Here is a 12,488-nt window from a genome sequence, read left to right as displayed (position 1 = left end):
GAACGGATACGCTGCTTTCTGTTTCTTGGGCTTCTTGGTGGTCATCACTTCGGTCATGGAACAGTCCTTTCGGCATTATTTCATGACCCCGTTCCACACAGAAAATCTGACAGGCTCCGATAACGCAGCCGTGAAGAGTTTCTTTGCTGTACTTAAGTCCGAGTTCTTCTACCTAAACAAATTTGATACCATCGATGAGCTACGAAACGGTTTGACCAACTACATCCACTATTACAATCACGACCGCATCGAACTCAAACTAAAAGGCCTGAGGCCTGTTCAGTACAGGACCCAGGCCTTGTCTGATTGTCAGACCTGACCCCGGCTACAGACCCCGGCTACAATGCAGCGGATGATTGATAGTCTCTCGAAGTCGCACCAAGCACCAACGTATGGTCGGCTCAGAATTAACATTAAAGCGTAGACTTGGCTTGCTGACGAGGCAGTGTCCGAGTGTCAGACCCGACCCGACCACGAGCGTGCCCCCAACTACGAGCGCGCGACAAGACGGTGGCCATGCGTCCTGACCTTGAGAAGGAGATTCGCGACTTTCAGTTCCGAGACCTGCGCGCCAAGGCTGTAACCGAAAAGGAAGAGCAGCGCGGAATGGAAGCACCCCAGAGCCAGCTCGGCCATACCTCAGCTACGATGCCCATGTAATACGTCCGCCATCGTAAAGGCAAGCTCGTCACTCCAATGAAATAGGGCTATCCGTCTGCCTAGCTTTTTGGAGAAGTTTTTCTCGTGCAGCCGCAATCATAGCTTTCCTTACAGATTCGAGGTCTACCGCAGGTGGCTCTTGAGGGTGCTCGGTGTGCTGGATAATTGCATGTAGTGCACCTACACATCCCGCAGCGGCTTGGATAAAAAGATCACGTTCTGGCATTTTGTCAAAACAGATCATTTTCAATTCCAAACAGCGCGGACGAATCTTTTCATTTGAAAATGAAAGGGGATCCATGCTATGTGCAAAAGTATTTCTGATCTCCCGAATTAGATGTAAGTCACGATGTATTTCATGACTTAAGTGACCCAGCAAATAAGCCAAGTCAATCCGTGCGCTGAACGTACCGAGCGGACGCATTTGATCTAACATCCTTTTTATGATCTTCGGATTATTAACAAAGCTTTTCTCTAACAGTTTCTCCAACCAAAGATCCAACATTGATGCAGCCACTAACGCGCAACCACGATCAGATTCAGAGATCAAATTCTTCAAGACGCTTTCGTAATGCCCGATCGAAGAAGATTCTTTAAATTTAGCTACCGGGGCTTGCGATGCATTTGCAGTCATAGACAGTCACAATTGCGAACTAGCATGATTACGAAACTCAGAAATCCCGCAAGCCCACTTAAAGTCATTGATTAATGCTAGGCACGCCAGAATCGAATCGGGCACCAAAGAATTATGAGAATAGCAGGGCATTGAAACAGCACAGAGCCCGCTCGACCACACTTGAAAACGATGACGAGGCAATATGCCGAGCATCGGAAGGCAAGCTGATCAAGCCTAAAAAATAAAAGGTGGCTTATCGCCACCCTATTAGAGCACTATTCTTTCTTGAACAACCCTTTCAGCGCACCTGCTAACGCTTCTGCAACTGCTGTTGCAACTTCGACACCTGGCAGCGGGATACCTACGTCGCCAGGAGCGCTTTTGCTTTCAGCTGTCTCCCCAGTTGTTGTCAACGCGTACGTGGTACGAAGTAATACAATCGTTAGCGCGGCAATTGAGATAACTAGAACAGTAACCACAGCGACGATAGGGTAACCGATCGACGTCAAATCTACACTCACCGTCGTGGTTGAAGAAGCGGGACTAACGGAACTTGTAACAGTAGACTGCGTGCCTGTTACGTTACCGTCTACCTTAACTTCCTTTGACGTAACAGAATTTCCGTTAGCCTTTGCTGTATTCGATTCAGTCTTAGTGTCCGCTGCTTTAGGCTTTAGCACAAGCTCATTAACTGCTGGCGTAACCTTGTCAACTTGCTTTACAAACGAGTTAACTGTCATTCCTAACGCCCAAAGCAGGCAGCCTACTACAACGATACAAACCCACAGTACCGACCGACGTAAATTGTTGACTTTATCAACACGCCTCGCGAAATAATCTATTCGCTCTGCAACTTTCCACTCGGAGACGTTGCTCCCTTCAGCGTAGTCATCACCTTGTACCCTACGCCTATTTTGAGGTGCTGCGCTATATTCACCGCTATCACCGCTAGGCTCATCCGGCCTATTACTACCCAAATTATTATCTGTCATAAAGTAAGGCTGAGATTACTTAAACGGTGCCCCATAGCGACGCGTGAAACGGCAAATGTTTCCGCAAGTTGATCGAGATTCATACCATCTAAGGCAAAATCTCTCACAACATCAGCTGGCATTAGCAACTCTGCTGCAAATTGATTAGCATGTACTTCTATTAGGTTCCCATTACGCGAACCGAAGCTGTCAGGGTAATCTCGTGGAGCGTGTTGGTGCCCAAGGACATAATGGCCCAGTTCATGTGCAACTGTAAAACGCCTTCTCACTAAAGCATCATTTACATTATATTCAATAGTCGGCCGGCCATTTTCGGTAAAGAAGTACCCACTATAAGGATAATCCTCATCGCGAAATCCTCCCCTACCCACGAGCTGGATATTCATGAGCTGCGCAATTTGCTCTGGCCGAACGGGTAGATATCCATCCCAATAACGCTGGAGCGTACGACCTGCCGCTTCGCTGCCAGTATTATGGTAAGGCACTCCGAAACCCATTTTCCAATCTCCGTCAGTAAGTAGAGTAAAAAACACAACAATGTGCTTTTTAGCATATCAAACAGGCAACCTACCTAAATCACTTATAACAGATCAGGCCGCACAGATCAACTGTATATCCATACAGTATATTACCAAATCTGGGGCGGCTCAACATGCAAGTTGCTATATCTTTGACATGAGTACTACAAGAACGTTTCATCTAGGTCGCAATCAGCTTTGCGGAATTCCCTCTATTTTGCGGAACTTGCCGCTCACAACTTAACGCTGTAAGTACTTGATTTTATTGGTAGGCCTCCCCAGAGTCGAACTGGGCACCAACGGATTATGAGTCGAATCAAGCGCCCAGGAGGTTACTCCTAATCACTTGATTTAACAAGGATTTTTGTCACACGCGATCACTGTACATCACACCAGATTAGCGTGTCAGTCCGGCAATTTTCCGGCACAAGACGATACCAGCGAACCCAGCCAAGCCTCACGCTCGCGTGCATAGTTCTGCATCGTCGCGTGAGAAGGGTGATCCACTGGATAGGCCGACGCTGCACGCTCGATTTGGCCGCGGTACACAGCAAGATCCAGCGCCTCCGGGAGGGCATTTTTTCCGAATCCCATCATCTCGTGGTCGGGGAGGTATTCATACCCAACGAAGATCAATCCCCGCGAATCCATCGCTGCAAATTCGACGTCACGACTGCTTCTCGGTGGCTTGTACTCGGCTACTGCGGCGATGGGCTCCATTCCGCCTGAAAGGTTGGTGACGTGAGTCCCTGTCCCAAGGTTGCGCACCACTACATTGAAGGCTGGACGCTGTAGAAATTTAGCGATCCTGTTCTCGAGACTTTGGACACTTGCAGCTTGCACCGCTCTGGCACGCCTCGAGTTCAAGGTCACGTATGACTCGGTAACAGAATCAGTGGTTATCGGGAAACCAAGCGCCTTGTCGAGCTCGCGATACGACAGTCCTGTTGAGCTCTTAACAGCATAGACGAGCCGATGCACAAACCCCTTGATCGGGCCGGAGAGGGCTCGGCCTCGATTTGGCCCAACGTTAGGAAGGTGCTTTCGATCGACCGCCATCAACGCCTCCAAATGCAAAAACTGCCCTGCGACTTTTCCATGAGGCAATCATACAGTCTGCCGTAGATTAACTCCAGCACACAGGTGATCACATGAGAAATTCGCAGACAGATTTCCGCGTAATGTTTGCGCGGATGGCAGACCAGGCAATCGTCACTAGGGATGAGCTTGCCGAACTGCTCTGCACTACGCCGGCAGCCTTGAGCCAGATGAACTATCGCGGCGAACTCCCGACCACCGCATTTCCAGAAAAGCGTAAGGCGTGCTGGTTCGTACGCGATATTCGGCTCTGGCTCGAACAAGCAGCTGCTGCACGGGAGCGGGCTTCGATTCAAGTGACGGTCGCACCGAGCGAACGACGGGTCGGCCGCCCTCGTCACGCAGCAGATCTGAAAGGTGAACGTTAATGGGGCGCAGTGAAGTGAAACGCGAGGCGTTCCCTCATCACACCGGCGGAGTTGTGCACGTCCAGTATCAGTCACGTTATGGCATCGTTCCCGAGGCGCTACTTGAAGACGACAGGCTCGACCTAGACAGCAGAGCTGTAGCCGCTTGGCTAGCCGTTAAACCTCCTGGCTGGCAGATCAGCGTTATAGCTCTTCGCCGACGGCTTGCGCGCAACACGTCTCCGGCGCTGGGCGCGACACCAGACTCCAAGGAGCCCATGCTTGGGAAGGATCGCTGGCAGCGCATTGCCTCTGAGCTCGAGGCGGCCGGCTATCTTGTTCGCCATAAGGCGAACGGCCCATGCGGCCAATGGGTCTGGAACATCATCTTCAACCCTGAACCCAAAACCATGGCCGGGTTTCCCGGCGACGGCAAAACCGTGCCCGGATCTACCGTCGCCGGCTCGACCGTCGCCGGGTACAGCGGCCATAAAGTATTACCAACTGAAGAATTACCATCTAAAGACACTACCACCACTGAACCCGCGAGCACTGATGGGACCGCACAGGAAAAGCGTGGTGGTGGTGAACTTTATGAAAATCTAGTTTTTGAGGCCTCGGTCTCCAACATGCAGGGCCCGCTCATAGCAGTACTGCAAAAACATGAGGTTGCCGATCGCGCGCTCTGCCAAGACCTTCTAGACGAACTAGCAGGCGTATTAGAGGCCGGTAAGCGCGGCGAACGCCAAGCGATAAAGCTGCCCAGCGCATGGTTCCAGCGCCTCACAGCCAAGGCGCTTCTAGGAGACTTCGAACGGTTGCATTGCCGTGTGGTACAGCGCCGACGCGCCAGTGCGCCGGCCACGATCCGAGAGGACACTGCCGTCCTTCGGCCATCTGCGCCAAGTGCTGAGGGCCGACAAATACTGGCTGAGATGAAAACAATGCTCCGCTCGACGCGGCCGCAAGGTACATAAATGTGGGGAGACACCCGATGCCAATAAACCTCACATCGATCGGCTGCCGCCCTGTGCCGCATTCCGCCGTCTCAGTCCTGGGGGAGCAGCTCGTCGACCGTCTCGTTCTGGAGTCTGTCTCCAACGTGGTATTTACCGAAGAAACGCCAAGGGGGGAATACTATCCGGCCTGGTGCTGGCGACCACTCATCGACCCAGACATGCAGATCCACATTCATTTCGACTCCTGGGACTCACCTCGTCGCTTGCTGAAACTATATTTGCACGAGTTGAGCCACGTTCTAATCGTACGGGCGGATCCAAAACTGACGGGGCACAACTGGCCCTTCGCGGCGATGAACGCGGTGTTGTTGCGTAGGGCTGAGGGACATCTGCGCGGGCGGGCTAACGATCCCCTTATTGCGGGACTGACCCTTTACGACGTAGGTGACGAACCCGAGCCCGAATGGCCGAGCGCTATTCAAAAGGCGTTACGAATGAGCCTTGAAATGGCACCCACATCTTGGTCGGCAGAAGAATGTGCGGAGGCCATTGCATCGAAGTGGCACGCCCAGTCGCGAAAACAAATTGAAAAAAGCCGTACCTGGCGGTTGTGGTAGCGAACGCTACAGGTTGGATTAGGGCTTAGTCAAATTCCAAGCTCCGTTAAGGCGCTTGGTTCCGAACTGGTGCACATTGCGCCAAATGCCAACGATAGGCATACCGCTCCGTTCCGCGGCCTGCTCAACAGCTCCGACCAGCACCCTAATGGGAGCTTCCTCGAGGAGATGATAAATGTGTGCAGCGAACTCCGAAGGAATGGTGCCGGATACTAGAACTGCTAGAAGATTTTCAGCAGTTAAAACACTGCGATAGCTTACACTTGCTGTCTGCGCTGCAAGTTTCAACCAATCCTTTTTACTCGCTTCGCCAATACCGAGTGCTTGATATACATCGCAAGGAAATGGCCCAACCCGAGCAAATTCCTCTGCCTGCGCCCGCGACAATCCTAATATCGCGCAGCGCTCAGCTATTGCTATGTCGGTGTTAGCAGGATATACCATGTGCCATCCAGCGGATTAAAGTGCGGAGAATTAAGGTTTCGCCAAGGCTAAAGCCTTTAACTCCTCCATTTTAGCCTCATGTTCCTTGCTTGTCTTCTCCAGCTCTTTCGCTTTCTCCTTTGCACAAACACTATCGTTTGTTGGGCATGGATTCGGATTCGACACACTTTGGCCTGCCCCCTTGGTCGGCTCCTCGCCTGCGCTGGCATAACCTGCGCCGCCTAGACTATAAACGATAAATAAAGCAAGCGTATTAGCATGCCTCATGGACGCATCCCCCGTGGCTGCTCTACATTTTCATCGCCAGAGCGCCTTTTGCTATAAGCTGCAGCTCGAGTACGCTCGAAAAGATCAACTGCAACCCTTTCATTTAGTAATTGGTGATTAGGCATAATATCTCGAAGCGCATGTCGTAAAGCCGTAACGTAAGCAACGCTGACCTCCCTTTCAACCTCTGCAATTTCAAGCCTCTTTCTTAAAGCAGCGCACTCGGATGCCCAGGCCGCGTTTTCCTTATTTCGAGCTTGACGCTCGAATGCAAGACCATAAGGATTGCCCTGCAATAAATTATTTGACATTAACATTCTCCCGACTGCGGACCACACAAAAACTCAGGGACCAATTAAGCGTGTTTATGCTATCGATTATACGCCACACGTTCTCGAAAGCAAGACATTCTCTGTGCTCAGCAACAACACATTCTCTGTGCTCCACAGCAAGACATTCTCTGTGGTAAGATGTTAAGCACAGAGAATGTGGGCACTGACCGGTTTACCGGGGAGCGTAGCGACAAGTGCCCATCCGAGAACGAATGTAGACTAAGAGCACAAAAGAACATGGATCCGAGCGCCAAAGAAAGTTTATATGCGATCGTGAAATCTGGACGAGATCTCATGAAGACATTGCCAACTAGTTCAGCATCCTCCGCCACACTATTAGGATACGATCGCGAGATCCAGCGTTTGGCAGACAAATATAATGCGAGGCAAGCTTCCCAGCTCTGGGAGTCTATAACTTCTACTACGCGGTCGAAAAGGACATACCACCGACGGCTCGCAGCCTTGCGTCACCACATAAAGTCTTCGCTCGATCACTTGGTCCCACTCCAGGATATGCAGCAGAAGCTAGGAAAGAATATCGAATGGATATCGACAGTTCATTCGATTAAGAATCTCATTTCTCTTAATGAATTTATCGAGAACAGTCGTGGAGTTTGCCCAATCGCTGAGCCTGCAAAACGACACTCGAAGCGACAAGATCTGCGTGGACTGCCCGAGAATTGGCGTGAACAGATGCTCGGCGAATTCGCCAACAGTAAATATCGCACTGACTTCATGATTGCGGCGATTACCGGATGTCGACCTGCAGAACTCGAGAAGGGAGTAGAAATTAAAGCTACTGCCACGGGTATTACTCTGAAGATCGAAGGAGCCAAGGTTAAGGAACAGCAGGGCCAGCCTTGGCGGGAGATCCAATACGAAATACAAGTTGACTCAAGCCCACTGATCAAATCATTGCACAAAGAGATTTTCGATCAATTTGGAGAAGAAGGAATTCTTGCGGTGACCGAAAGCAAAGTTAACTTTACCTCCGCCGTGAGACGCGTAGGCAAAAAACTCTGGCCTCGCCGAAACTCAGAAATCACGCCATATAGCTTGCGCCATCAAGCAGCGAGTGATTTCAAGAAGTTTCTTCCTGAGGAAAAGGTATCAATCGCATTAGGCCATACCGTTGACGAGACAAAGCGGTTATATGGTCAGGCGCAGATGGGGTCAGGATCTGGTGGCCTGGTCCCAACGTCAGTTAACGCTGCCCGCTCGGTTCGAGCTACAAAAAAGGCGACGCCAGGCGCTCGACGCACGCTTAAGCTTTGATTGCTGAAGATGGGGCCACTGAGTCACTTTGACGCAGATTACAAAGCTTGGGCGAGCGCGACCGATCGCCTACGCGACACTGAAGTCAATGTGACCCTGTGCGCCGGATGAATGAGTTGCGAAGTTAGATAATGGGTCAATGTGACCCGAGCGAGTTGTAAACCGTAGGAAATACTGTTAACGTAATTCAACATAGCGCACACAAAACTAAGTTCTGTAATCGGCGAATTCATCGGTTGCACCCGATGGACTCGCCTAACCTGATAACCTGACTGGAGGTACCATGGCTGGCCACAATTCTAACAACCATTCGCTTGTATCCAAACCACTCATCGAAGATCTTATCGTGGAGACCGCTCCAGACCTGGAGAGTGCGAAGCCTCGTGTTTTCAAGCAGATCTACGATGTCCTGCAAGCTTCCGTAGAGGAAGTAGCCAGAGCGTGTAGAGATGTAGGCAGGCTGCAGGACGTGATCGCCAGTGAACGGCAGCGAGCAGTGGCGGGTGGACCAGTTTGCGTAGGTGCCTTCGATCTATTTGTACGGAACTTGGAGCTGGAGTAATGGACCCAGCGAGGCTACCGCACCCGTAAATTGAAGGTGGGACGCAGTTCACGGTTACACTTCGCTGGCAAGTGAATGAATCTGGGGGCACTCTGGGCCAGTGTAGGTAGTCGAACGCTTACACCGGCACCCTGACCTCGAAACCGGTGTCCTTGTGTGAGCTAAGGGTGTAAAATTAGAGGTTTTTGCTAGATTTACTCATGGCATTTTTGCAAGCCAAATGACCGAGCTAGATATCAGGAATGCAATCATTGCAACCATGTCGCGGACGTCGACCTGGGCAAACTCGACGTTCATTCCCGAGATGTTCGTTGATGAGTTTGCACGCAGAGCAGACTTAGTTGTGGCCGGCACAAAGCTTGTTGCTTTTGAAATCAAAAGTGATCGAGACAAGTTGGACCGCCTAGACGGCCAACTCAAGTCTTACATCCAGTTCTTTGAACAAGTAATAGTTGTGTGCGCGGAACGTCACTTGGTCGGGATAGAAGCCCAGTCGTTTGACGAGGTGGGCATCTGGACAGTTAAGGAAGACGGATCAATCCGCAAGGTCCGCAAAGCAAAAAACTTGAGACAAGATTCGATCGGCCGTTGGCTATCGTTTCTCCCTGTGGACGAGCTCCGCAAGCTCTTACAGCTACACTGCATAAAGTCCGCCCGCCACCGCGGTGATCTTGTTGTTGCTGCAGCTGAGATCCCGCTGAAAGCAATACGAGCGTACGTCTTAGACTACCTTCAGCGACGCAACGAACGTATACAAAAGCGTATTGACAAAAAAGGACAGGGGCAGATGTTAGCCCCTCCCTCGATCGAAGAGTATCTTAAGACGCTTGCACAGCAACCTTTGACAGCTACTCCGCGGAAGCGTCCTCATTCGTCAAAGTCATCACCGTCGTCTTCACCAGTCTGATTCTCTTGGCCGCCGAGCTTCTGAGAGAAAGCAAGCTGCCGCGCCAGATGAATGTTGACACGAACGGCAATCCAGGGGGCTGGTGCTCGACCATGTGGATCGCCCTGAGCAGCTTTGACGATCATATCTTCGCCCCAGATACCCCTCGTACCAATTCCTGGATCAGTCGCAGCAATGGCAGCTGCAGCTGAAATATATCCGGAATCCCCTTGCTCTCCGGGGCGCCTTTCAAAGTGCCAGCTCAGCTCACGCGGGTAGTCGATCCTGGCTGACCAGCGCATGATTTTCATGTCGTCGTACACCACGGAATGAACCGAACCGTGGTCGCCATATGCGGCCACAGCGCTACCTCCAATACGGGAGTGTAAGTCACGTTCTTGAATATCGATGACACCTCGCTGCTGTGACGATTCAGCAAACGGCAGAACGGATGGTGGGAAGCTTGTGGACAAAACCACGATGAAAATCTCGGGAAACTCCGCTCGAAGTTGATTGATTGTGGCAATCGTTGCTGTGACGTACGCTGCTAACGCACTTCTAATGTATTGGCAATCAATGTACACCAATGCATTGCCTGGATCATCCATAGCGCTGATAGCATTGATGACAAGTGGGGTGTCGATCGCAAAATCCCGAATACGGAACGCAATTTTGCCAGCGGCCTTTTCGAACAGAGTGGCCTGACGAACTTGGTCTCTTGCCTTCGAGCCTGGAACTAACTGGACTACTGGAATGGCGCACTCGTATTGGCCAACGAAGCTGCGCCACGCACTAAAAGCATCACTAGGATCTCGAAGCTTACGTTGTTCATCTCCCAGGTGGGAAATGTCGTTTGTGAGATCGAGAACATGCGGCAGCCTCGCCATTGCTGTCTCGGCCTTCTCAGCAGCTTTATTAAAGTCCGTCGCCTTCGGCCAACGCCCCAATGTAAGCATTGGCAAACACTGACGCTTCTGATCATGCGACAGCTGCTCAAGTCCCTTCAGCTCAGCTTGCCGCGTGCGCAGTGCTGGAAAATATCCGTAGTCGTCAAAGGAGATCTGGATCATTGTTGGTCCTCATGTTGTGCCGGCGCTGGGCGAGCACGTGGAGTGGCGGCCCGCCCTGTTACTAGGCTAGCGAGAACATCCATGGTCTCGCCACGCGACTCGACTAATCTTTCGAGCCCATTGATACGCTCTCGTAGCTCACCGATAACTTCGGCGTCGCTTCGAATGCGATCGGCGTCTATCCGGGAGTGATTCACACACTTGATGAGCATCAGCCAAAGCGGAACGCAGGTGACCCAGCCCGACAGTAAGAGTGCGTATTGCTGCCAGGGCGCATCCGTCTTGACCAAAAATACCAAGCCAATAACCGCGGGAATGAGTCCGAAGACTCCATACAGGTGGGTCAGAGTGGTGTTGTTATCCGCCGCCATGGGAGCTACAACTTGAAGTTAATCACGTAATTTTATCGTTACACAATATTACTCTAAGTCACTGGCAAATTGTCGGGATTACTGCAGGGATGGAATCGCTTTCTGAAGGCTAAACTAACTGGTGAATACCGGTGCGGGCGATTTGAGTCCGGGCGAAGGCCCGGATGCCCGGAGGGCACCCGCACGTGCCCTGGGCGCATGTAGGAGCGTTTTGGCCGGTCGTCCCGGCCAGCGACAATGCGAGCCAGCCAGTAGCAGTCGAGGACCTCAGCACCTGGTCAACACTGCGCTCAACCTAATTTTGCGACTAGGCTTTCCGGCTTCAAGTGCGTATACCGCTTGAGCATCTGCATGCTCTTATGTCCAGTGATGCTTGCGACCTCGAACGGATGAAGGCCTTTTTCAAACAGGCGCGATGCGGCTTCGTGCCGCAGATCGTGCCAACGAAGGTTCTCCACACCTAGCAACGGCAGCACGCGCTTCCAAATACACCTTACGGCATTTTGCGTGGTGTCCAGCACAGGGCCTGTTGGGCGCACCTGCAGCTCTCCGGTGGGGTCTGCAGGGTGTAGAGCCAGCAAGATGGCATATGCCTTCGTGGAGAGCGGCAGCGCCGCTGGGACCCCTTTGTTGTCCGCTCCACGAGCCGACAGCGGGATCCTGATCAGGCGCTTCTGCAGATCCACCCATTCCCACCGCAGGCTGAACAAAGTTCCTTGTCGCAAGCTGGTCTCGATCGCCAGGTCAAATGCTGGTGCCGCATATCGGTTACCAGTGGCGACCAGCGCGTCTTTGATTTTTTCGTACTCGCCTGCTTCGAGTCGCCGATCACGTGAGGCGCTGACGCTGGGCTTTCGGATATTCTTCAGCGGATTCATCAGTCCCTCCATCCCCCACTCCTTACGGGCGATCTCGTAGAGGTGGCTCACCAACTGCAGCTCGAGGCGGATGGTGTTCTCCGCCCTCCCCTGTGCCCTGCGCTGGTCCCTATACTTGGCAAAGTCAGCGCCTTTCAGATTAGCCAGGGTACGGTAGCAAAGATCGCTGCGAAGCCAGCGATCTATTCGGCCGTTCTCTTGGGCTGGGTGTCGCTTCTTTGCGGCCACCTCACGCCTGTACTGCTCCAGAGCGACGCCAAGGGTCATTTTCTCCGCTGCGGAATTATCGACATAGAAGCCTGTGTCGATCTCAGCCTCTAGCCGGCGAGCCCACTTTTGAGCCTCGATCTGTGTGTCGAACGTGCGGTAGACCGGCTTATGTCCTTTCCGGCGCACTTCTGCCCTCCAGTACTCGCCACGCTTTTTGATATATGCCATAGATGATTCTCCAATCGTTAAGTAACGCTTGAATCGAATCATCCTGTTCCGGCAGTTTTCCGGCAAAGGGCAGTTTTTGACAGCTGAATTGTCCCATTCGGCACAAAAAAAGCCCGAACGAATTCTCGTAAGGGCTTGATTTCACAGCAAAAACTGAA

At 51.9% G+C, this 12,488-nt stretch carries 15 protein-coding genes; 6 read left to right on the top strand and 9 right to left on the bottom strand.

Going from position 1 to position 12,488, the window contains the following annotated elements; translation table 11 throughout:
- Positions 1–319, top strand: a 319-nt coding sequence (locus AC56LK_RS24205) for an IS3 family transposase (protein ID WP_497187006.1), incomplete at its 5' end; no start/stop codon positions are given.
- Between the two features lie 369 nt (positions 320–688).
- Here AC56LK_RS24205 and AC56LK_RS24200 read toward each other — a convergent pair.
- The 4 genes from AC56LK_RS24200 to AC56LK_RS24185 form a co-directional block, all read right to left on the bottom strand.
- Positions 689–1,219 (bottom strand): MltR family transcriptional regulator, encoded by a 531-nt coding sequence (locus AC56LK_RS24200; protein ID WP_497187005.1) that lies wholly within the window; start codon positions 1,217–1,219, stop codon positions 689–691.
- 332 nt (positions 1,220–1,551) lie between these two features.
- Positions 1,552–2,268: a hypothetical protein gene (locus tag AC56LK_RS24195; protein ID WP_497187004.1), complete on the bottom strand. Its 717-nt coding sequence runs from the start codon at positions 2,266–2,268 to the stop codon at positions 1,552–1,554.
- On the bottom strand, positions 2,265–2,654 hold the full coding sequence (locus AC56LK_RS24190) for an ImmA/IrrE family metallo-endopeptidase (protein ID WP_497187003.1): 390 nt from the start codon (positions 2,652–2,654) through the stop codon (positions 2,265–2,267). The genes AC56LK_RS24195 and AC56LK_RS24190 overlap by 4 nt, the downstream gene beginning before the upstream one ends.
- A 537-nt stretch (positions 2,655–3,191) precedes the next feature.
- Entirely contained in the window at positions 3,192–3,845 is a 654-nt protein-coding gene (locus AC56LK_RS24185) for a hypothetical protein (protein ID WP_497187002.1), read from the bottom strand.
- Positions 3,846–3,937: 92 nt separating this feature from the next.
- Here AC56LK_RS24185 and AC56LK_RS24180 point away from each other — a divergent pair, with 92 nt between their 5' ends.
- From AC56LK_RS24180 to AC56LK_RS24170, 3 genes are all read left to right on the top strand, one after another.
- Positions 3,938–4,252 carry a hypothetical protein gene (locus AC56LK_RS24180; protein ID WP_497187001.1) on the top strand — a complete coding sequence of 105 codons (315 nt, stop codon included), beginning with the start codon at positions 3,938–3,940 and terminating at the stop codon, positions 4,250–4,252.
- Between the two features lie 257 nt (positions 4,253–4,509).
- A complete protein-coding gene (locus tag AC56LK_RS24175) occupies positions 4,510–5,208 on the top strand; it encodes a hypothetical protein (RefSeq protein ID WP_497187000.1) in 699 nt (232 codons plus the stop codon).
- Positions 5,209–5,225: 17 nt separating this feature from the next.
- Complete coding sequence (locus AC56LK_RS24170; RefSeq protein WP_497186999.1) at positions 5,226–5,807, top strand: hypothetical protein; 582 nt, start codon at positions 5,226–5,228, stop codon at positions 5,805–5,807.
- Between the two features lie 18 nt (positions 5,808–5,825).
- Here AC56LK_RS24170 and AC56LK_RS24165 read toward each other — a convergent pair whose 3' ends face one another.
- Genes AC56LK_RS24165 through AC56LK_RS24155 form a run of 3 tightly spaced genes read right to left on the bottom strand, consistent with a single transcriptional unit; the run spans position 5,826 to position 6,829 of the window.
- Positions 5,826–6,251 (bottom strand): hypothetical protein, encoded by a 426-nt coding sequence (locus tag AC56LK_RS24165; protein ID WP_497186998.1) that lies wholly within the window; start codon positions 6,249–6,251, stop codon positions 5,826–5,828.
- 30 nt (positions 6,252–6,281) lie between these two features.
- Entirely contained in the window at positions 6,282–6,518 is a 237-nt protein-coding gene (locus AC56LK_RS24160) for a hypothetical protein (RefSeq protein WP_497186997.1), read from the bottom strand.
- Positions 6,515–6,829 carry a hypothetical protein gene (locus tag AC56LK_RS24155; RefSeq protein WP_497186996.1) on the bottom strand — a complete coding sequence of 105 codons (315 nt, stop codon included), beginning with the start codon at positions 6,827–6,829 and terminating at the stop codon, positions 6,515–6,517. The genes AC56LK_RS24160 and AC56LK_RS24155 overlap by 4 nt, the downstream gene beginning before the upstream one ends.
- A gap of 534 nt (positions 6,830–7,363) precedes the next feature.
- Here AC56LK_RS24155 and AC56LK_RS24150 point away from each other — a divergent pair.
- Together AC56LK_RS24150 and AC56LK_RS24145 are read left to right on the top strand one after the other, a co-directional pair.
- Complete coding sequence (locus AC56LK_RS24150; protein WP_497186995.1) at positions 7,364–8,125, top strand: site-specific integrase; 762 nt, start codon at positions 7,364–7,366, stop codon at positions 8,123–8,125.
- A 782-nt stretch (positions 8,126–8,907) separates the two neighbouring features.
- The gene (locus tag AC56LK_RS24145; protein WP_497186994.1) at positions 8,908–9,594 is read left to right on the top strand and encodes a sce7726 family protein; all 687 of its coding nucleotides are present in this window, start codon (positions 8,908–8,910) and stop codon (positions 9,592–9,594) included.
- On the opposite strand, the gene AC56LK_RS24140 is transcribed toward AC56LK_RS24145, so the two are convergent.
- Complete coding sequence (locus AC56LK_RS24140) at positions 9,555–10,643, bottom strand: beta family protein (RefSeq protein WP_497186993.1); 1,089 nt, start codon at positions 10,641–10,643, stop codon at positions 9,555–9,557. The genes AC56LK_RS24145 and AC56LK_RS24140 overlap by 40 nt on opposite strands.
- Before the next feature lie 661 nt (positions 10,644–11,304).
- Positions 11,305–12,330, bottom strand: a complete 1,026-nt coding sequence (locus tag AC56LK_RS24135; RefSeq protein ID WP_497186992.1) for a site-specific integrase — start codon at positions 12,328–12,330, stop codon at positions 11,305–11,307.
- Positions 12,331–12,488 lie beyond the last annotated feature (158 nt).

It is taken from the genome of Telluria sp. ZB4P36 (assembly GCF_059685865.1).
Note: the sequence above shows the minus strand (reverse complement) of the source record. Positions and strands in the feature narration are given on the sequence as shown.